The 19715-nt window shown below is 71.2% G+C and carries 22 protein-coding genes and 1 pseudogene; 13 read left to right on the forward strand and 10 right to left on the reverse strand.

All coding sequences use genetic code 11. From position 1 onward, the window contains the following. The first annotated feature begins 6 nt into the window (after positions 1 to 6). The 6 genes from ACYVHU_RS04625 (at position 7) to ACYVHU_RS04650 (ending at position 3684) form a co-directional block, all read left to right on the forward strand. Positions 7 to 447 (forward strand): fluoride efflux transporter FluC, encoded by a 441-nt coding sequence (locus ACYVHU_RS04625; RefSeq protein WP_498947605.1) that lies wholly within the window; start codon positions 7 to 9, stop codon positions 445 to 447. Then, positions 444 to 806 (forward strand): fluoride efflux transporter FluC, encoded by a 363-nt coding sequence (gene crcB / locus ACYVHU_RS04630; RefSeq protein WP_498947607.1) that lies wholly within the window; start codon positions 444 to 446, stop codon positions 804 to 806. The genes ACYVHU_RS04625 and crcB overlap by 4 nt, the downstream gene beginning before the upstream one ends. A gap of 233 nt (positions 807 to 1039) precedes the next feature. After that, complete coding sequence (locus ACYVHU_RS04635) at positions 1040 to 1924, forward strand: ABC transporter ATP-binding protein (protein ID WP_078763645.1); 885 nt, start codon at positions 1040 to 1042, stop codon at positions 1922 to 1924. Further along, on the forward strand, positions 1921 to 2775 hold the full coding sequence (locus tag ACYVHU_RS04640) for an ABC transporter permease (RefSeq protein ID WP_498947609.1): 855 nt from the start codon (positions 1921 to 1923) through the stop codon (positions 2773 to 2775). The genes ACYVHU_RS04635 and ACYVHU_RS04640 overlap by 4 nt, the downstream gene beginning before the upstream one ends. A gap of 68 nt (positions 2776 to 2843) precedes the next feature. Beyond that, positions 2844 to 3125: a helix-turn-helix transcriptional regulator gene (locus ACYVHU_RS04645; protein WP_078763514.1), complete on the forward strand. Its 282-nt coding sequence runs from the start codon at positions 2844 to 2846 to the stop codon at positions 3123 to 3125. A 13-nt stretch (positions 3126 to 3138) separates the two neighbouring features. Continuing rightward, complete coding sequence (locus tag ACYVHU_RS04650; protein ID WP_144390239.1) at positions 3139 to 3684, forward strand: hypothetical protein; 546 nt, start codon at positions 3139 to 3141, stop codon at positions 3682 to 3684. Positions 3685 to 3744: 60 nt separating this feature from the next. On the opposite strand, the gene ACYVHU_RS04655 is transcribed toward ACYVHU_RS04650, so the two are convergent. Together ACYVHU_RS04655 and ACYVHU_RS04660 are read right to left on the reverse strand one after the other, a co-directional pair. Beyond that, positions 3745 to 4389, reverse strand: a complete 645-nt coding sequence (locus ACYVHU_RS04655; RefSeq protein ID WP_078763512.1) for a class II aldolase/adducin family protein — start codon at positions 4387 to 4389, stop codon at positions 3745 to 3747. A 153-nt stretch (positions 4390 to 4542) separates the two neighbouring features. Next, positions 4543 to 4802 (reverse strand): annotated as a pseudogene (locus tag ACYVHU_RS04660) (IS982 family transposase); the annotation flags it as partial. A 792-nt stretch (positions 4803 to 5594) separates the two neighbouring features. Here ACYVHU_RS04660 and ACYVHU_RS04665 point away from each other — a divergent pair. Together ACYVHU_RS04665 and ACYVHU_RS04670 are read left to right on the forward strand one after the other, a co-directional pair. Beyond that, entirely contained in the window at positions 5595 to 6353 is a 759-nt protein-coding gene (locus ACYVHU_RS04665; protein WP_159457226.1) for a GAF and ANTAR domain-containing protein, read from the forward strand. Positions 6354 to 6507: 154 nt separating this feature from the next. After that, the gene (locus ACYVHU_RS04670) at positions 6508 to 7362 is read left to right on the forward strand and encodes a SigB/SigF/SigG family RNA polymerase sigma factor (RefSeq protein ID WP_235000816.1); all 855 of its coding nucleotides are present in this window, start codon (positions 6508 to 6510) and stop codon (positions 7360 to 7362) included. A 113-nt stretch (positions 7363 to 7475) separates the two neighbouring features. Here ACYVHU_RS04670 and ACYVHU_RS04675 read toward each other — a convergent pair whose 3' ends face one another. Beyond that, on the reverse strand, positions 7476 to 7733 hold the full coding sequence (locus ACYVHU_RS04675; RefSeq protein ID WP_078760752.1) for a hypothetical protein: 258 nt from the start codon (positions 7731 to 7733) through the stop codon (positions 7476 to 7478). Further along, entirely contained in the window at positions 7730 to 8833 is a 1104-nt protein-coding gene (locus tag ACYVHU_RS04680; protein WP_078760751.1) for a baeRF2 domain-containing protein, read from the reverse strand. Before ACYVHU_RS04680 ends, ACYVHU_RS04675 begins: the two co-directional genes overlap by 4 nt. Positions 8834 to 9086: 253 nt before the next feature. Between ACYVHU_RS04680 and ACYVHU_RS04685 the strand changes: the two genes are divergently transcribed. Further along, positions 9087 to 9275: a hypothetical protein gene (locus ACYVHU_RS04685; RefSeq protein ID WP_078760750.1), complete on the forward strand. Its 189-nt coding sequence runs from the start codon at positions 9087 to 9089 to the stop codon at positions 9273 to 9275. A gap of 100 nt (positions 9276 to 9375) precedes the next feature. Here ACYVHU_RS04685 and purL read toward each other — a convergent pair whose 3' ends face one another. From purL to purS, 5 genes are all read right to left on the reverse strand, one after another. Further along, positions 9376 to 11676, reverse strand: coding sequence for a phosphoribosylformylglycinamidine synthase subunit PurL (purL, locus tag ACYVHU_RS04690; RefSeq protein WP_078760749.1), 2301 nt, complete (start codon positions 11674 to 11676; stop codon positions 9376 to 9378). A gap of 53 nt (positions 11677 to 11729) precedes the next feature. Next, positions 11730 to 12224 carry a hypothetical protein gene (locus tag ACYVHU_RS04695; RefSeq protein ID WP_078760748.1) on the reverse strand — a complete coding sequence of 165 codons (495 nt, stop codon included), beginning with the start codon at positions 12222 to 12224 and terminating at the stop codon, positions 11730 to 11732. A gap of 37 nt (positions 12225 to 12261) precedes the next feature. Beyond that, positions 12262 to 12966 (reverse strand): phosphoribosylformylglycinamidine synthase subunit PurQ, encoded by a 705-nt coding sequence (purQ, locus tag ACYVHU_RS04700; protein ID WP_078760747.1) that lies wholly within the window; start codon positions 12964 to 12966, stop codon positions 12262 to 12264. 137 nt (positions 12967 to 13103) lie between these two features. Continuing rightward, positions 13104 to 13547, reverse strand: coding sequence for an ATP-binding protein (locus ACYVHU_RS04705; RefSeq protein ID WP_078760746.1), 444 nt, complete (start codon positions 13545 to 13547; stop codon positions 13104 to 13106). 84 nt (positions 13548 to 13631) lie between these two features. Continuing rightward, entirely contained in the window at positions 13632 to 13874 is a 243-nt protein-coding gene (purS, locus tag ACYVHU_RS04710) for a phosphoribosylformylglycinamidine synthase subunit PurS (protein ID WP_078760745.1), read from the reverse strand. A gap of 346 nt (positions 13875 to 14220) precedes the next feature. Here purS and ACYVHU_RS04715 point away from each other — a divergent pair, with 346 nt between their 5' ends. The 4 genes from ACYVHU_RS04715 to ACYVHU_RS04730 all read left to right on the forward strand — a co-directional run bounded on the left by ACYVHU_RS04715 (position 14221) and on the right by ACYVHU_RS04730 (position 18708). After that, complete coding sequence (locus ACYVHU_RS04715) at positions 14221 to 14820, forward strand: sigma-70 family RNA polymerase sigma factor (protein ID WP_078760744.1); 600 nt, start codon at positions 14221 to 14223, stop codon at positions 14818 to 14820. Positions 14821 to 15191: 371 nt separating this feature from the next. Beyond that, positions 15192 to 16307 (forward strand): thiamine pyrophosphate-dependent dehydrogenase E1 component subunit alpha, encoded by a 1116-nt coding sequence (pdhA, locus tag ACYVHU_RS04720; RefSeq protein WP_498947616.1) that lies wholly within the window; start codon positions 15192 to 15194, stop codon positions 16305 to 16307. 2 nt (positions 16308 to 16309) lie between these two features. Then, a complete protein-coding gene (locus ACYVHU_RS04725; RefSeq protein ID WP_078760742.1) occupies positions 16310 to 17290 on the forward strand; it encodes an alpha-ketoacid dehydrogenase subunit beta in 981 nt (326 codons plus the stop codon). A 20-nt stretch (positions 17291 to 17310) separates the two neighbouring features. Continuing rightward, complete coding sequence (locus tag ACYVHU_RS04730) at positions 17311 to 18708, forward strand: dihydrolipoamide acetyltransferase family protein (protein ID WP_078760958.1); 1398 nt, start codon at positions 17311 to 17313, stop codon at positions 18706 to 18708. 339 nt (positions 18709 to 19047) lie between these two features. Here ACYVHU_RS04730 and ACYVHU_RS04735 read toward each other — a convergent pair whose 3' ends face one another. Continuing rightward, positions 19048 to 19410 (reverse strand): hypothetical protein, encoded by a 363-nt coding sequence (locus tag ACYVHU_RS04735; protein WP_235000814.1) that lies wholly within the window; start codon positions 19408 to 19410, stop codon positions 19048 to 19050. Positions 19411 to 19715 lie beyond the last annotated feature (305 nt).

Genomic DNA, 19715 nt, shown 5'->3' on the forward strand with positions numbered 1-19715 from the left:
ACGGGGGTGGACGGTTCCGGTAGGCGAACGGAGAACCCGGGAACGGGGGCCGTGCTCGCCGCGGTCTCCGTCGGCGGTGCCCTTGGGGCGGTCGCCCGGTGCCTGGCCGGTGCCGTGCCCGGCGTTTCCGAGACGGGGTTCCCCTGGGTCACGTTGCTGGTCAACGTCAGCGGCTCCTTCCTGATCGGCGTCCTGATGGTGTTCGCCACGGCTCTGTGGCCTCAGCGCCGGCTCACGCAGGCCTTCCTGGGAACCGGCTTCCTCGGGGGGTACACCACCTTCTCCACCTACGCGGCCGACGCCGGGATGCTGCTTGAAAGGGGCGACGCCGCGGCCGGACTCGGCTACCTGGCCCTGACGTTGTTCGCCGCACTGGCCGCCGTGGCGCTGGGCAGCGCCGCCGCCTCGCTGATCGTCCGCTCCCGTCCGGTGGGGGGCCGGCGGTGAGCGCGCTGCTCGTCGCGGTCGGCGCGGCGGTCGGCGCGCCGTTGCGGTATCTCGTGAGCCGGTTCGTGCAGGCCCGGCACGACTCGGCGTTTCCCTGGGGGACGCATGTCGTCAACGTCGTGGGCTGCCTGCTCATCGGGATGGTGGGCGCGCTGACGCTGCCCGGTTGGGGGATGGTCCTGGTCGTCACGGGTTTCCTCGGCGCCTTCACCACCTATTCGACCTTCGCCTACGAGACCTTCCAGCTCGCGGTGGGGCGGCGGTTCCTCCTCGCCGTGATCAACGCCGCGGTGACCGTCGCCGCGGGGATGGGGGCGTTCGTCCTGGGTGAGGCGATCGTGCGCGCCCTCACCGGCTGAACCCCGGTTTCCCGCGGGGCCTTCGGGCCCACCCTTGTCCCGATCACCACGTCCATCGCCGTCCTGTCATGCGGTAGGGAAGCATCTCTTTTTCGATATGTAGTACATGTGCTATCAATAGTCATAGGGAAACGATAGACAAGAGGAGACCTGTGACAGTGGTGAACGAGCCGCGCGCCGTCCCCGCGCGCATCGGGTCCACCGAGACCGTGGTCGAGGTCCGTGACCTGTGGATGCGTTACGGGCAGGTGGAGGTGCTGAAAGGGGTGGACTTCACCGCGCGGCGCGGCGAGGTGCTGGCTCTGCTCGGTCCCAACGGGGCCGGCAAGACGACGACCATCGAGATCCTGGAGGGATTCCGGGCCCGTTCCTCCGGTCATGTGCGGGTGCTGGGAACGGACCCCGCGGAGGGGGACGAGAGGTGGCGGTCCCGTCTGGGGATCGTGCTCCAGTCGTGGCGCGACCACGGGAAGTGGCGGGTCCGGGAGCTCCTCGGCCACCTCGCCGCCCACTACCGGCCCCACTCCGAGCCGGATCGCGTCCGACCCCGTGACGTGGACGAGCTGATCTCCACGGTCGGCCTGGAGCAGCACGCGAACAAGCGGGTCTCGATGCTGTCGGGGGGCCAACGGCGCCGACTGGACGTGGCGATCGGGATCGTGGGACGGCCGGAGCTGCTGTTCCTGGACGAGCCGACGGCCGGGTTCGACCCGGAGGCGCGCCGGGACTTCCACGATCTGGTGCACCGCCTGTCGGACCTGGAGGACACCACGGTCCTGCTGACCACCCACGACCTGGACGAGGCGGAGAAGCTCGCCGACCGCATCCTCATCCTGGCGGGTGGCCGCATCGTCGCCGACGGCAGCGCCGAGACGCTGGCGCGCGGTGTCGCCCGCGACGCCGAGATCCGGTGGACCAGGGGTGGAGACCGCTACGTGCACACCGCGGACGACGCCACCGCCTTCGTCCGCGACCTCTTCGACCAGTACGGCGACGCGGTCACCGACCTGGAGGTCCGGCGGGCGACCCTGGAGGACGTCTACCTGTCCCTGGTCCACCGCCACGAGACCGGACGAACGGACGAGGCCGCCATGGCCTTCGAGAAGGAGACACGATGACATCGGAGGCCCACACGCTCCGGATCGGGATCACCCGTGGCTGGATCGAGTTCCGCCAGACCCTGAGGACGCCTTCGGACCTGGCCTCCTATCTGCTCAACAGCGTGATCATGCTGGTGATCCTGTCCTTCCTCGACCGTAACGAACCGGCGGCGGGGGCGATCTCCCTCGGCATGATCGGACTTCCCGGCGCCCTCGCCACGATGATCGTCTTCGGAGGGGTCACGTCGATGGCCCAGTACCTGTCGATCGAGCGCGAGGACGGCACGCTGCTCCGTTGCCGGGCGCTGCCCGGCGGAGTCGCCGGCTACCTCACCGGCAAGGTGGTCAGCGTCTCGCTGATGACGCTGCTGTCCATGCTGGTGATCCTGCTCCCCGGCCTGTTCCTGATCGACGGCATGCTCGGCAACGGGATCTCCACCCTGCCGACGGCGCTGTGGGTCACCCTGCTCGGTCTCCTGGCGACCCTCCCCTATGGGGCGATCGCCGGGGCGTTGTTCACCAACCCGCGTGTCGCCACGGGCATCATGCTGGTCCCGATCATGGGCCTGATCGTGATCTCGGGGGTCTTCGCCCCGATCGACGGGTTCCCCGGCTGGATCCAGACGGCCGCCCAGGTCTTCCCGCTCTACTGGCTCGGGCTGGGAATGCGTTCGGCCTTCCTGCCCGACACCGCGCTGGCCGTGGAGATCGGGGAGTCCTGGCGGACCCTGGAGACCGTGGGGGTGCTCGGCGCCTGGGCGGTGGTCGGCCTGATCCTCGCCCCGATCGTGCTGCGCCGGATGGCGCGCCGGGAGTCGGGGGCGGCCATGGAGGCGCGCAAGCACAAGGTGATGCAGCGTGTGGTCTGAGCCGGCGTGGGTCGTTCCGGTGGGCCTGACGCCCTGCTGTTCCCTCCGGAAACCTAGGGGGAGCCGACGTGGCCGGAACTGAACGGACGAGCCCGCGGAGCAGGACGAAGGCGGGCGTCGCGAGCGAGACGATCTACAACCGCATCGCGGTGCTGCGGGCCGAGCGGGGCGTCTCCCGGCGCCAGCTCGCCGAGGCACTGGGCGTGCACTACCAGACCGTGGGCTATCTGGAGCGCGGGGAGTACAGCCCCAGCCTGTACCTCGCGCTGCGGATCGCGCGTTACTTCGAGGTTCCGGTGGAAGTGGTCTTCTCGATCACGCCCTTCCCCCGGATCGGCAGTGGGGAGTAGGAGTATGGGAACGGTGCGGGAACGCGCTGGCGAGGTCGGCGTCGGAGGCTGGTGGGACCGGCTGTTCGCCGGGGCGCTGGAACAGGCGCTGGGCAACGAACGGCTCCGCCGCCGCTGGGCGCCGCGGAGCAGACGCAGGAAGCTGGTGATGGCGGAGGCGGCGGCCACCGTGGCCACCCTGGCCGTGTTCGGCGCGGTGACGCCGTCGTCGCGCCCCTGGGGGCTCCTCCTGGCGCTGGGGGTGCTGACCGTCCTCACGTGCTACCTGGCGAGTCAGGTGAACATCGCGACCCGGCTCATCACCGAGATAGGGACCCGGGCTCTGGACGAGCGCCAGCTCGCCTGGCACACCCGGGCACGCACGGTCTCGCACGGGGTGACCAGGGTGTCCCTGCTCGTGCTGTGGGTGGCGGCCTGCGCCGCCTGGGGCGGGGAGATCGACGTCCCCGCGCGGGTCCTGATCCCGCTGATCGGGTTGGCCACGTTCCTGCACGTGGGCTTTCCCGCGGCCTACCTCGCCTGGACACTGCCGGACGAGCCGGTCGACGACGAGGAGTGACCCCCGGCGGGACCGGCGGAAGCGCCCGGCGGTCCCGTCGCGCACCCGCTCCGGGCGCGTTCACACGATGTCGGGGCCGCCCCAGCCGTAGGTGTCGCGGTGCCGGACCTCGGCGAGTTCGTCCTCGGTGAGGACGCGGGGGGCGCCCAGTGTCCGGGCCCGGATGTAGACGTCACACAGCCACTCCAACAGGCCGAAGCGCTCGATGGCCTGTCCCAGGTCGGCGCCCAGGGCGATTCCGCCGTGGTTGGCCAAGAGCGCGGCGTTGCGGCCGGCCAGGGCCTTGCAGACCTGGTCGGCGAGTTCGCCGGTGCCGTAGGTGGCGTAGGGCGTGACGGGGATGGCGCCGCCCAGCCGGGCGGCGGCGTGGTGGATCGGCGGAAGCTCGGCGAGCGTGGCCGCGACCGCGGCGGCGGCGGGGGAGCCGGCGCGGACAACGGCACCGGCGTCACCGGTGCGGTGCACCGCGAGGTGCATCGTGGTCTCCGCCGCGGGGTCGCGACGGCCCTCCAGGAGGCGGCCGTCCAGGGAGAGGACCGGGCAGTCGGCGGGCTCGGTGCGGTCGGGGGCGACACCGGCCGGGGTCACCACGACGAGCTCGCCGGCGCGGACGCTGACGGTCGGGGACTCGCCCGGGACCGGGCCGTCACCGGCGAGACGGCGGACGGCGAGGCAGACATCCCTGCGGTGTTGTTCCAGCAGCATGGTTCCTCGAAGGGGATCGGCGCGTGTGGGCAACAGGAGGCGGGGGGTCCCGGCGGGGGGAGGCCGAGGAGTAAGGCATACCTAAACTACGTCAACCGGCCCGGTCCGTCACCCGGGAGCCCCCTTCCGTCACTTTGGGCGGCCGGGCTGGATCGCTGCCGTGCGTGGGGCTGGTCCCGGATCGCGCGGGTGAGGGTCGTATTCGGACGGGTCTGGCCGGCGGGGCAAGAGGTGGCCGATACGGGCGGGGGCGGCGCGTATCCAGTGACGCTTGGAGTCATGGCGTAGCAGGACCTGGGCCACCGCGACGCAGACCGGTTCGGCGTCGGTGAGCAGCCGGTCGGGGCCGCGTTTGACGGGTTGTCCGCGCGAAGGCGGGACTGGTCGTCCAGGTGGACGGAGAGTGCACTCAGAAGGGCGTCAGGGTTGGTCGGCGCACACCGACCCTCGACGCCCTTCGCCGTGTCCGCGGGAGATCCAGAAACCCCCCATCAACGATCCAGCGTGGAGCGTGTGCGGCGGTCGGCCCCGGGGCCGGCGCTCACCGACTTCCCGTGCCGGCCGGACGTCAGCGCCGCCGCGCCCCCGGACCAGGCGCTCGGCGCGTCGTGGTGACCGCGGGCGTGAGCCTCCTCGCCGCCGGCCCGCACCGGCGCACCCGTTTCCTGGCCCGCGGCCAGGGGGTGATCGACCGTTTCGGCCTGCCGCCCCCTCGCCGAGGCGCGCGACCGCTGCGGGGCGGACGGCCCGTCCTGTTCCACGCCCAGGAGCCGGGCCGACCCGGCGTGACCTGGACCGGGCGGGGCTGCCCGAGTGGACACCGGGCTGGGACCCCGATCCCCAGGACGTCTTCTGCGACTCTCCGCGCTGTGAGCCGAACAAGGTCGAGCGCGCGGGGTTCCTCGGAGGAGGAGACCGGCCCGCCACCTCCTCGACCGGTGGACCTGATCCGAACGAGGACCGGGACACCGTGGTCCGGCTCACCGCGGGCGAGCGGAAGGGCCGGGACGCGCGCCTGGGGCGAATCCCCGCCGACCCGGCGCCCCTGGGCCCCGAACGGGCCGGCGGAAGACCCGCCCGCCCTTGTGCCGCCGTGCGCAACCGCGCTGGCACGGGGGCTCCCCGTGTCGCGTATGCTCCAAATGCTGGACGAGCAAGGTTCCTGCTCGCGCCCGCTTCCAGCCAGGCAGGCAGAAGGAGCCCACGTGGCCGAGCTCGAAACTGGTCCGGTCCTCCCCGAGTCCGCGAACGAGAGATTCGGCGACATCGTCGCCGTGCTCGGTGAGCTCACCCGGGTCCTCGCGCAAGAAGAGGACATGTCCACGACCCTCCAACGGATTCTGGAGCTCACCCTCCGGCTGATCCCCGGCTGCCACGCGGCCAGCGTCACCCTCCTCGACGACGCGGGCAAGCCGGCCACCGCGGTCGCCACCAGCGACGAGATCTACCGGCTCGACCAGGAGCAGTACGACCTGGGGGACGGTCCCTGCCTCGACGCCGCGCGGCGTCGGAGCACCAACCGCTGCCGGCTCGGCGAGGCCGAGCAGAACTGGCCGGAGTTCACCGCGACCGCCAAGAGGATGGGGCTGCGCAGCTACCTGTCGGCCGGCCTCATCTCCGAGGACGGGCGGCCGGTGGGCGCCCTCAACCTGTCGAGCAGGGACGACGACGGCTTCGACGCGCTGGACGAGGCGTTCATCGCGCTGTTCGCGCTGCCCGCGGCCGCGGTCATCACCGGTCGCGACCGCTACCAGCGTACCGCCGAGCTCGCCGCCCAGATGGAGGCGGCGCTGGCCTCCCGCGCGGTCATCGACCAGGCGATCGGGATCATCATGGCCCAGTCGGGGTGTGACGCCGCCGAGGCGTTCCAACGGCTGCGGCGCTCCTCCAACAACCAGAACGTCAAGCTGCGCGACCTCGCCGAGCGTATCGTCACCCAGGTGGGGGGCCAGGCCGAACGGTGATTCCGGCCGCGCCGCGGGTTCTGCACTAGACTGGGCGGCAGCACCGGGGTCCAGCAGCGGGCCCTGACACGGCGGTGGCGCCGGACGAAGGTGCCCCGACGGGTCCTCCTCCAGTAATTCGGTGCGAAGCTGTTCCTGCCCCCAGGAGTCAGCAATGCCTGCCATGAACGCAGGTGCCGGGGCCTCGATCCCGAACACACAGGATCGGGCCCGACCGGCCGCCGACCATCAGTCCCGAACATCCACCACGTCGGACCACGACGTGGTGACCGCCGGCCTGTTCGACCAGATGCGCCGCACCCAGTCCGGCAGCTCCCAGCGCGCCGTCCTGCGGGAGCGCATCGTCGAACACCACATCGGGCTGGCCAAGAGCATCGCCTCCCGTTACGCCCACCGGGGCGAACCGATGGAGGATCTGGAACAGGCCGCCCTGCTCGGCCTGGTCAAGGCGATCAACGGATTCGACCCCGACCTCGGCCACGACTTCGTCGCCTATGCGGTGCCGATGATGACGGGCGAGGTCAAACGACATTTCCGCGACAAGACGTGGGCGGTGCGGGTGCCGCGCCGCCGCCAGGAGCGCCGAACCGAACTCAACGCGGCGGTCCGGAGGCTCACCCAAGAGCACGGCCGCTCGCCGACCATGCGGGAGCTCGCCGAGGAGATGCGCCTTCCGCTGGACGACCTCTCCGACCTGATGGAGGCCGCCTCGGCTTACAGCGCGCTGTCCCTGGACTCGCCCGCGGGCGAGAACGAGGACGGCGGGATCAACCTCGGCGACACGATCGGCGGTGACGATCCGACCCTGGAGTCCGTCGTGGACCGTGAGGCGCTGCCGGCGCTGTTGTCGGCCCTGCCGGAGCGGGAACGTCGCATCGTGTTGCTGCGCTTCTTCGGCAACAAGACCCAGAGCGAGATCGCCCGCGAGGTGGGGATCTCGCAGATGCACGTCTCGCGCCTGCTGGCGGGGGCGCTCGCCCGTCTCCGACGCGCGCTGCTCTCCGACTGAGGGGCCGGCCTGTTCCCTCCCGCCGCCCAGGAGCGGATGGGGGTGGTTCCTCGTCGAAGGGGACGGGGGATCGGGGGCCTCGCCATCCCCACGGCGTCCCCGGAGGGGCGCGCTCAGCGTTCGTGGCGCAGGCGCTGCCACACCCAGTAGACGTTGAGGCAGGCGGCCACACAACCGGCCGAGAGCACGAGGGTCAACGGGGCCGAACCGGCCCACAGGGCCGCCGAGAGCGCGCCGACGAACAGGACGGCGACGCCGAAGACCGCGAGCACCAGTCGGAACAGCAGTGGGCTCGCGGGCCTCTCGAGGCTCCCCAGGGCTCCCTTGAGATGCCCGCGCCGTAGCCCGTCGCGTCGCCTGGCGTTTCTCACTCCTCCATGGTAAAGCGCAGCAGCGCGGCGACGCCGTCGGTGGCGTCCTTGGGATCGGGCAGCGTCGTGAACCCGGCGTCGGTGGCCTGGGCCGCTCGCAGGAGCAGGGCGCTCGCGGGGCCCTGGAAGGCCGTGTCAGGGTCGGTGAGCCGACCTCGCTCGGTCGACACCTCCAGCGGGTCGGTGGCCGAGGCCCACATCACGGGTTCGTCGATCACGTCCGGGCTGAGCAGCAGGGTCCGCACCTGGCCGGTGCGCAGCGCCCCGGCCGTGGAATCGGCTCCCTGCACGGCGCGCCCGTCCCTGCCCAGCTCCTGGGAGAGCTCGGCCAGCACCTCGGCGTGCCGCGCGTTCGCCCTGTCGCGCAGTCCCGCGTCCACGGCTTCGCGCAGGCTGTCGACCGCGCCTCCCTCGGCCCGGCCACCGGGCACCTCCACGACGAGGTCGTGGACACGCTCGCTCAAGTGCTCCCGCAGCTTGCCGATGGCGCGTTCGTCACCGCCCACGAACACCACGGCGGCCGACACCTCGGCCACGGCCTCCTCGACGTCTCCGGCGACGGCCGCCGCGTTCTCCGACCAGACCTCCTCGGAGTGACGCTGGTAGCGCTTGTGGGACCAGCCGCCGGCGTTGACCTTCTGCACGTGCAGTGTCGCGCCGCTGAAGGACCGTTCGTCCACCGGACCACCGTGCGCGGGGTAGGCGTCGACGTCGGCACCGAGACGGTCGACGGCCACGACGACGTGCGGCACGCCCGCGTCCAAGACGGTGACCAGTTCCAGCGGATCCCCGCCACGCCGCCAGGAGGCGCGATCGCGTACGGGAGGGCGCGGCAGCGTGTGGGCCGCGAGGATCCGTCCCTCGGCCGCGAAGAGCGCTTCTCCCTGCGGACCGGGAAGGTTCGAGACCCCGCCGACGACCCCGTCGAGGGCCTGGAGGGTCTCCTCGTCCGCTCCGCTCGCCGCGAGTTCCTCGCGCAGTCCACGCCAACGGAGTTCGATCTCCTTGGCGGCGCTCTCCGTGCTGCGCGTGGTGTCCAGATAGACCGAGGCGACCGGCCCGGACACGGAGTACAGGGGGTGCAGAAATCCAAGGTCCATGGCGTTGGGGCCGCGTCACGTGGACGTGACCCGTCCTCACCTCCACACGGCTGTCGTCTCTTCACTCACTTCACGGGCCGCTGCCCGTGAGCAAGGACGACATGCGAACAGTAAGGGATTCCTTACCCGTGGGGGAAGCCCTCCCTCGCGGAACCGGCGACGGGCGGCCGGTGACGAGGCGGTTTGTCGTCCGGAACGGCCGGGTAGCCGCGATGGAACGGCACGAGCACCGATCGATGAGAGGGGCGACGCCATGGAACGCGGCAGCGACAAGCACGGACCGCGGATCGACGAGCAGATGCAGGAAGAGGTGCAGGGGGCTCTGAAGGCCAACCGTCCCACCCGCGCTGACGAGGGGCGCGAGCCCGAACCGCTCGTCAACGACGACGGACGTCCCGCGACCGACCCCCAGGCCGGACTCGACGAGGACGAACGCGCCTAGCCGGACCGGCGGCCCGGCCGTTGGGAGCCGGGCCGCGGCGGGACCCGGACGCCACCGGGGTGAGGACCGCGCCCGGCCGTGAGGGCCGGGCGCGCGAAGGTCACTCCGCGTCGAAGATCGCGGGGAGCGCCGACTCGTAGACCGCGCGCAGCTCCTCCAACGGAATGTCGAAACCCCCGTCGGAGTGGCGGACGGCCAGCCCGGAACCGCCGACGGAGCCGATCGCCGTAGCCGCAACACCGTGCCGATCGCACAATTGGGCGAACACGGACTCGGCCTCCGGCCGCACCACGACGACCGCGCGGGCCGCGGACTCGCTGAACAGCTCCACGAACGGGTCGCCGGAGAGCTCCACCGAACAGCCCACCCCGCCACGCAGGCACGACTCGGCGAGGGCGACCACCAGACCGCCGTCGGACAGGTCGTGCGCGGCCGCGACGGCACCTTGGTCGGCGGCGTCGGCCAGCAGTTCGCCCAGCGCGGCCTCGGCGGCCAGGTCCACCCGCGGCGGCAGGCCGCCGAGATGGCCGTGGATGACGTCGGCCCAGGCCGAACCGCCCAGTTCCACCCGGGTCTCACCGAGCAGGAACACCCTGGCGCCCTCAAGGTCGCGCCCGAAGGCGCTGGTCAGCCGCTGGTTCACGTCGTCGATCACGCCCAGGACACCGATGACCGGCGTCGGGTTGATCGCCGTGCTCCCGGTCTGGTTGTAGAAGCTGACGTTGCCTCCGGTCACCGGGGTGCCCAGCTGCCGGCAGGCGTCGGCCAGTCCCCGGGTCGACTCGGCGAACTGCCACATGACCGCGGGATCCTCGGGAGAACCGAAGTTCAGGCAGTTGGTGACCGCGAGCGGCCGCGCCCCGGTGACCGCCACGTTGCGGTAGGCCTCGGCGTAGGCGAGCTGGGTGCCGGTGTAGGGGTCCAGACGGGTGTAGCGGCCGTTGCCGTCGGTGGCCAGCGCGACACCGCGGTCGCCCTCGTCGGTGATGCGGATCATCCCGCCGTCGTGCGGTGTGGCCAGCACGGTGTTGCCGAGCACGTAGCGGTCGTACTGGGAGGTGACCCAGGAGGGGTCGGCGATGCCCGGGGCGCCGAGCAGGCGCAGCGCCTGCTCGCGCAGCTCGGCGTCGGTACGGGGACGCTCCAGCCGCGCCGCGTCGTCGGCCTGGAGGTCGTCCTGCTCGGCGGGCCGGGCGTAGGGGCGCTCGTAGACGGGGCCCTCGTCGGAGGCGGTCCGCGGGGGCATGTCGACGATCGTCTCGCCACGCCAGGTCATCACCAGGCGGCCGCCCCGCTCGGCCTCCTCGGGGGTGACGTCGGTGACCTCGCCGATGACGCTGGCGAGGATGTCCCACTTGGCGCAGGTGGCCATGAACTCGTCGAGGCGGTCCGGCGCGACGATGGCCATCATCCGCTCCTGCGACTCGCTCATCAGGATCTCCTCCGGCGTCAACCGGGGGTCGCGCAGCGGGACGCGGTCGAGTTCGATGCGCATGCCACCGGTGCCGCCGGCCGCGAGCTCGGTGGTGGCACAGGAGACGCCGGCCGCGCCGAGGTCCTGGATGCCGACGACCAGGTCCTTGGCGAACAGCTCCAGGCTGCACTCGATGAGCAGCTTCTCCAGGAACGGGTCACCCACCTGCACGCTGGGGCGCTTGGCGTGGCTCTCCTCGTCGAAGGTCGCGCTGGCCAGCACGGAGGCGCCGCCGATGCCGTCGGGGCCCGTGGTCGCGCCGAACAGGACGACCTTGTTCCCGGGACCGGGGGCCTGGGCGAGCTTGATGTCCTCGTGCCGCATCACCCCCACGCACAGGGCGTTGACGAGGGGGTTGCCGGCGTACCCGGCGTCGAATCCGATCTCCCCGCCGATGTTGGGCAGACCGAGGCAGTTGCCGTAGAAGGAGATGCCCGACACCACTCCGGGCAGCACCCTGCGGGTGTCGGGGGCGTCGGCGGGGCCGAAGCGCAGCGCGTCCATGACGGCGACCGGACGGGCGCCCATCGTGAGGATGTCGCGGACGATCCCCCCGACACCGGTCGCGGCGCCCTGGTGGGGCTCGACGTAGGAGGGGTGGTTGTGCGACTCGATCTTGAACGTGACCGCGTAACCGTCGCCGACGTCCACCACGCCGGCGTTCTCCCCCATGCCGACGAGCAGCGCGTCGCTCTCGGGGGCCTTCTCGCCGAACTGGCGCAGGTGCACCTTGGAACTCTTGTAGGAGCAGTGCTCGCTCCACATGACCGAGTAGATGGCCAGCTCCGCGGAGGTCGGCCGGCGTCCGAGGATGTCGCGGACGCGGTCGTACTCGTCCTCCTTCATCCCCAGCTCGGCGAAGGGCTGCGGGGTGTCGGGGGTGCTCTCGGCCTTGGCTACGGTGTCGAACCGGGGTTCTTCGGGCATTGCGCGGTGTTTTCCGTTCGGGATGCTGGTGCGCGGCGCGCGCGGACTGGGGTTTACGGGGCGGAAGACGGCGACGCCGACGGCTCGGTGGCGTGCGCGATGAGCAGGCCGGCGGTCGAGTCCTCGGTGTAGGGCTCGGCGCTGCCCTGGACGATGACGGATCCGTTGGTCAGCGCGGAGTCGGCGAAGGCCACCTCGTCGGGGTCGGAGGCCCCCTCGGGAAGCAGGCGGCCCCACCCCTGGTCGAGCAGGTGGGTGTAGACGGTGTCGATCGCCTCGGTGCCGTCGCCCTCCTCGGCGGTGATCGCCACCGGCCGGAAGCACTCCCGCTGGTCGCACTGTTCGCCCAGGTCGGTGTACTCGATCCCGTCGGGCGCGGCCCCGAGCGTGGAGAGGGCCGGGGCGGAGTCGGGGAGGCTCGCCTCGCCGGACGGCGGGGCCGGGGCGGAGACGCTGAACAACCTCAAGGCCATGGCCCCGACCATTCCGACGATGACCAGGCCGGCCAGGACGAACAGCGCCCGCCTGGAGCGCAGCAGCGCCAGCATCGAGAAGACGTCCCCCCGGGTCGTGTGTGGCCGGTCCTCAGCGCGCGCCGGCTCCCACGGGGGAGCCGGAGGCGAGGTGGGACAGCAGTGAGGTGAAGAAGCCCAGACCGTCCACCGAGGGGCCGGTGAGCGCTTCGACGGCGTGCTCGGGGTGCGGCATCAGCCCCACCACGTTGCCGTGTTCGTTGGTGATACCGGCGATGCCGCGCTGGGAGCCGTTGGGGGCCGTGCCGACGTAGCGGGCCACGATCCGGCCGTCGCGTTCGAGCTCGTCGAGGGTGGCGGCCTCGGCGACGTAGCTGCCCTCGCCGCTCTTCAGCGGGATGACCACCTCCTGGCCGGGGGCGTAGCCGTTGGTCCAGGCGGTGGTGGTGGCCTCGATGCGCAGCGTCTGGTCGCGGCAGATGAAGTGACGCGAGGAGTTGCGGGTCAACGCGCCCGGAAGCAGGTGGCTCTCGCACAGGATCTGGAAGCCGTTGCAGATGCCGAGCACGGGCAGGGCGCCCGAGCGCGCGGCGGGCACCAGCTCGGACATGATCGGGGCGAAACGGGCGATGGCGCCGCAGCGCAGGTAGTCGCCGTAGGAGAAACCGCCGGGGAGCACGACCGCGTCCACACCCTTGAGGTCGGCGTCGCCGTGCCAGAGGGAGACGGGTTCGGCGCCGGAGATCCGCACGGCGCGCGCGGCGTCCCTGTCGTCGAGGGAACCGGGGAAGGTGACGACGCCCACACGGGCAGTCATGGGCACTCTCCGAAAGTCGTGGGGTGGGAGCAAGGCCGATGTGAACCGTAACCGTCCCGAACGGCTCAGTCGTTCACGAGGTTACCCGTTGACCTCGCCTCGCGGTGCGGGGAGTGTCCAAGGTCGCGCCGGCGGGGTCAGCCGACCGCCGCGAACGGGCGGTGGGGGGTGTCCTCCCGGCCCGGCCTGGGATGCAGGTCCTTGCTCAACCGGACGACGGTGCCGCCGCCCGGGACGCTACCGAAGGAGACCCGGTCGACGAATGCCCGCATCAGCAGGATGCCCCTGCCCGATTCGGCTTCGAGGGCGGGCAGGGGCACCGCGGAGGCGTCGAATTCGGGTCCGGTATTCGCGATCTCCAGGACGCAGGAATCGGGCCCCACCGTCGCGACGACCGCGTAGGAGGGAGCCGGATCACCGTGGTCGACGACATTGGCGCACGCCTCGGTGGCGGCGACGAGAATGTCGCTTCGGCATTCGGCGCAGACACCGTTGATCCGTAATGCCTCGCCCATGAATTGGCGCATCACCGGAACCGTGTACGCCTCACGGGGTAGTGCGATCGAGAATCTCACGTCCATCGGCGGCCCCCAAAGCCGTTCGGCGCAATAGGGAGGGTTCCCGCCGAGGTTTTCTCGAAACAGGCGGATTGCGGACGAGGGGAACTATTCCACGCGAAGTTCGAAGTCCTCGATGACCGGATTCGCCAGGAGGGTCTCCGCGAGCCGGCGAACGTCGGCGAGGCGGGCGTCGTCGAGTTCGCCCTCGATCTCGACCTCGAAGCGCTTGCCCTGGCGGACCTGGGTCACTCCTTCGAAACCGAGGCGGCCGCAGGCCCCCACGATGGCCTGACCCTGGGGGTCCAGGATCTCCGGCTTGAGCATGACGTCCACAACGACGCGGGCCACGGGGTCCTCCACAGATGTGCCGCACTTCACTACCGACGGGGCGACGCCCTCTCGCGGTGGAGAGAGCAGGTAGAAGCGTATCGGCACGGCCGCCGGCCCGTGCCCCCGGTCCGCCCGACCGGCCGGCGACACGGCCTGTCCCACGGCCGAAGCGGTGAAACCGGACGCAGCGGGTAGCCCCTTCATAAGGGGTGCGACGAGGCGCTCCCGGCTCGTTCCGGCATGTCCGGAGCGAGGGCGACCGCCCGACCCGTGACGCTCATCACCGGGATCGGCGTCATCACGGACCACCGCTCCGTGCGTCTCACTAGGTGGTAGCGATCCACGGTCGTCCTTAGGGGGAGATTTGACGACCATCGAACTCGACCGAACCACTGAGAACGGCGTGACCGGGGAGACCCCTGATTTCGAGGCCGCGGTCACGCCCTACGCGGATCAGCTCTATCCCGTGGCACTGCGGATGACGCGCAATTCCGCGGATGCAGAGGATCTCGTGCAAGAGACCTTCACGAAGGCGTTCGCGAATTTCCACCAATTCCAGGCCGGTACGAATCTGCGCGCCTGGCTGTATCGGATCCTGACGAACACCTTCATCAACGGCTATCGCAAGAAGCAGCGCGAGCCGCGTCAGGAGACCACCGACGAGATCAAGGACTGGCAGCTCGCGGCGGCCGACGCGCACGCCTCGACCGGCTCCCGCTCGGCCGAGGCCGAGGTGCTCGACCACCTGCCCGATTCGTCGATCCGCCAGGCGCTGGCCCGGCTCCCGGAGGACTTCCGTCTGGTGGTCTACCTCATCGACATCGAGGGGTTCTCCTACAAGGAGGTGGCCGAGCGGATGAACACGCCGCTGGGCACCGTGATGTCGCGTCTGCACCGGGCCCGCCGTCAGCTCCGTGGGCTCCTCGCCGACTACGCCCGGGAGCGGGGCCTCCAGACCGTCTGACCGACCGCGCGACCCGTCCCGACGGGGTCGTGCCGCTCCTCCCTCGTTACTCTCCGCTACCCCCGCTCGCTTTCCGCGGCCCGTCCGCGCGCTATCGGGCACTGCCGTGCGCGGCAATTAGGAGATCCGAATTTTTCTTCGGATCTCCTTGCTTTTTGTAGGAAGCCCTGCTAGTTGCGCTTTCGGGGGTGTGCGACATCATGAGGCGATTGCTAAAAGGTGTCGCTGGGGCCTTGCGCTTCCAGTAGTGACTTCTGTCACGATGTCGGTAGGGCCGCCCCTTTTCTCCCCTTACCCGGGGTAAGCGGGCGGAGAGTCGGCCGACCAGCGGTACCCCGCACAATCGGCCCCGAGAACCCGAGGAGCGACAGGTGCCCGTCACCACCTCGCACGAGGAACCAGAGCTCATCCAGCTCCTGACCCCGGAAGGGGAGTTCAAGGAGCACCCCGACTATCCTCTCGACATCAGCGCGGAGGAGATGCGCGGCCTGTACCGCGACCTCGCGCTGGTCCGACGCCTGGACACCGAAGCCGTGGCCCTGCAACGCCAGGGGGAGCTGGGCCTGTGGGCCTCACTGCTCGGCCAGGAGGCCGCCCAGGTCGGCTCGGGACGCGCGCTGCGCCCGAACGATATGGCGTTCCCCTCCTACCGGGAGCACGGTGTCGCCTGGTGCCGCGGGGTCGCCCCCAAGGACCTGCTCGCCCTGTTCCGCGGCGTCACCAACGGTGGTTGGAACCCCGACGATCACGGATTCCACCTGTACACGATCGTCATCGGCACCCAGGCGCTGCACGCCACGGGCTATGCCATGGGAATCCAGCGTGACGGCGCGCTCGGCGAGGACGGCAGCGCGGTCATCGTCTACTTCGGCGACGGCGCGACCAGCCAGGGCGACACCAACGAGGCGTTCGTCTACGCCGCGGTCAACAACGCGCCCGTCGTCTTCTTCTGCCAGAACAACCAGTGGGCCATCTCCGAACCGCTGGAGCGTCAGTCCCGGGTGCCGCTGTACCGGCGCGCCGAAGGCTTCGGGTTCCCCGGTGTGCGCGTGGACGGCAACGATGTCCTCGCCTGTCTCGCGGTCACCCGCGCCGCGCTGCACAACGCCCGTGAGGGACAGGGGCCCTCGTTGATCGAGGCGTTCACCTACCGGATGGGCGCCCACACCACCTCCGACGACCCCACGCGCTACCGCGTGTCGGCGGAGCTGGAGGAGTGGAAGGCCAAGGACCCGCTCCTGCGCCTGCACACCTTCCTCACCCGCAACGGACTGGCCGACGAGGCGTTCTTCGCCGCTGTCGAGGAGGAGGCCGGCCGACTGGGCGAGCGGATCCGGACGGAGTGCCGGGCACTGCCCGACCCGGCGCCGCTCGACATCTTCCACGAGGTCTACGCCGAGCCCCACCACCACATCGACCGCCAACGAGCGGAGTTCGCCGACTACCTCGCCTCCTTCGAGGGCGCCGACGCGGAAGGCGGTCGCTGACGATGACGACGAAGCTGACGATCGGCAAGGCCATCAACGAGGGCCTGCGCCGTGCGATGGAGGACGACCCCAAGGTCCTGGTCATGGGCGAGGACGTCGGCAGGCTCGGGGGGGTCTTCCGGGTCACCGACGGACTGCACAAGGACTTCGGCGCCGACCGGGTCATCGACACGCCGCTCGCCGAGTCGGGGATCATCGGCACCGCGATCGGCCTGGCCCTGCGCGGCTACCGCCCGGTGTGCGAGATCCAGTTCGACGGGTTCTTCTTCCCGGCCACGAACCAGACGTTCACCCAGCTCGCCAAGATGCACCAGCGTTCGGGCGGCCGGCTCCGGCTGCCCGTTGTGCTGCGGATCCCCTACGGCGGCGGCATCGGCGCGGTCGAGCACCACAGCGAGTCGCCCGAGGCCTACTTCGCCCACACGGCGGGACTGCGCGTGGTCACGGTGGCCAACCCCGAGGACGCCTATTGGATGGTCCAGCAGGCGATCGCGTGCGACGACCCGGTGGTGTTCTTCGAGCCGAAACGGCGCTACTGGGACAAGGCCGACGTCGACACCACCCGGAGCCTCACCTCGGCCGCCCCCATGGGCGCCGCGCGGATCGCGCGTCCGGGACAGGACGTCACCCTGGTGGCCTATGGCCCGATGGTCAAGACGGCCCTCCAGGCCGCCGAGGCCGACACCGACCACTCCGTCGAGGTGATCGACCTTCGCTCGCTCTCGCCGATCGACTACGACACGGTCTGCTCCTCGGTCCGCCGCACGGGGCGGCTGGTGGTCGCGCACGAGGCGCCGGTCAGCAGCGGCCTGGGCGCCGAGATCGCGGCGAGGGTCACCGAGGAGTGCTTCTACCACCTGGAGGCCCCCGTCGTGCGGGTCGGCGGGTTCGACACCCCCTACCCGCCCTCCCGGTTGGAGGAGCACTACCTGCCCGACCTCGATCGGGTCCTCGACGGTGTCGACCGCACGTTCGCGTTCTAGGAAGCCAGGTGAACCAGAACATGACCCAACAAGGTGTCCAGCAGTTCCGGCTTCCCGACGTCGGTGAGGGGCTGACCGAGGCCGAGATCCTCACCTGGCACGTCGCTCCCGGAGACACGGTCGAGGTCAACCAGGTGATCTGCGAGATCGAGACCGCGAAGGCGGCCGTGGAGCTGCCCTGCCCGTTCTCGGGCACGGTGGCCGAGCTGCTCGTCGAGGCGGGGGCCACGGTCGATGTCGGCACGCCGATCATCGCCGTGGACACCGGAGGCGCGGAGGCCACGCAGGCGGCCGAACCGAAGGCCGGCGCCGAGGCGCCCGCGCGGCAGGAGGACGACAAGACCGAGGAGGCCGGGGAGGAGCGGCAACCGGTCCTCGTCGGTTACGGCGTGAAGAGCGGCGCCACCCGCCGCCGGGCGCGCCGACGCCCCGGACCGGGCCGCTCGGCCCCCACGGCCCCGCCGCCTCCCCCCGCCGGCGCCAACGGCGCGGACGGGCAGGCGCGGACCCTGGTCCTGGCCAAGCCGCCGGTGCGCAAGCTCGCCAAGGACCTCGGCGTGGACCTGCGGGCCGTGACGCCCACCGGGCCCGGCGGGACCGTCACCCGTGAGGACGTGCAACGCCACGGCCGGGCCACGCCGTCCGCGCCGCCGGCCGCCGTTCCCGCCGAGGCTCCCGAGCCGGCGGCGGCTCCCACGGGGGCGGGGTCCGAGGGTCGCGAGGAGCGCATCCCGATCAAGGGCGTGCGCAAGCACACCGCCGCGGCGATGGTCACCAGCGCGTTCACGGCCCCGCACGTGACGGAGTTCCTCCAGGTCGACGTCACGCGCATGATGAAGAGCGTGCGCAGACTGCGGGAGCGTCCCGAGTTCGCGGGGGTGAAGGTGTCCCCGTTGCTGCTGGTGGCGCGGGCGCTGCTGACCGCGGTGCGCCGCCACCCGGGCATCAACGCCTCCTGGGACGAGGAGGCGCAGGAGATCGTGGTCAAGCGCTACGTCAATCTGGGCATCGCGGCGGCGACCGAACGAGGGCTCGTGGTCCCCAACATCAAGGACGCCCACGCCAAGCCGCTCCCCGAGCTCGCCCGAGCGCTCCAGGAGCTGACCGAGACCGCCCGCGCGGGGCGGACGACCCCGGCCGATATGAGCGGGGGCACGATCACGATCACCAACGTCGGGGTGTTCGGCGTGGACGCCGGGACGCCCATCCTCAACCCGGGCGAGGCCGCGATCCTGGCGTTCGGCCAGATCCGCGACATGCCCTGGGCGCACAAGGGGAAGGTGAAGGTCCGCAAGGTGACCACGCTGTCGCTGTCCTTCGACCACCGTCTCGTGGACGGCGAGCTCGGCTCCAAGGTGCTGCGCGACGTGGGGACGATGCTGGAGAACCCGGAGGAGGTCGCCCTGGCCTGGGGGTGACCGGAAACGGAACGGCCACGCCGCCGCGTCCCGACCCGTCGGGACGCGGCGGCGTCCGTTTTCACGGCGGAGCGGTGGTGGAGCGGCCCGGGAGCCGGCGCGGCGTCCGCGGGTCCTACGGGACGCCCTGGGAGCGTGACCGGCGCGGCGGCGGATTTCCCCGTCAGGACGTTCGCGCGCGGCCCAGGGCGCGCCTGAGAGCCGCGGGCGGCGTCGCCCGGTCGGGGTGAGGGGGAGCGGATACCGCCGGGAGGCGTTTCCCCGTCGTGGCCGACGGGACCGGACGCCTGCGTCAGGCCTCCACCAGGGAAGAGGGGGCGGGCGCCGGAGGCGGCGGGGTCAGGCCGCGGTGAGGGCCCGGCCGCGGTGGCCGTTGGGCCGGCGAGGCGGGGTGGAGCGCAGCAGGGCCGCGGCCCCGGCGGGGTCGTTCGCCGGGTGGGTCACCGTGCCGCCGAGGAGGTCGCTCCAGATGAACTTGCCGTTGCGGCACCACACGTTGACGCCGCGGCGCACCGAGATGACGGCGAGGTCGGAACCACCGGCGCGGTACATGGGCCGGGCCGCGATGGCGCTGAGCTCGGCCCACAGGGCGGCGATCGCCTTCTCGGCGCAGAAGGCGTGCCGGGGTGGGCGTTTCACGCGGGCGGCTTCCGCGCACTTGACCCGGAAGGCCCGGGGGTTGTTCAGTCGCGGGTGACTCAAGAACGTCTCCTCGTGTGGCTCGGGTACCGCGTCCGTCCTGGTCGCGCCCTGTCAGGGGCGCGCCCTTGGCCCGATCGCGGGCCCTTACTGCTCCGGCCGTCCCGCTGTCGGGGCGGGCCGGGGCCGCTGCCGGGCGGGCGGCGGCCAGTGAGATCTCCACAGTTCTGAGAGGGAGCGAGGTCCGTCGTTACCTCGCGGTTATCCTGGCGAATCCGGATAGTAGCAGGCTTTTCCCCTAAGGGGTCGAGATCGTCAGATGTCGGCCATATCACACGAGGGAGTGCCCGGAGTTCCGGTCCTCTCGG

Source organism: Marinactinospora endophytica, from assembly GCF_054780875.1.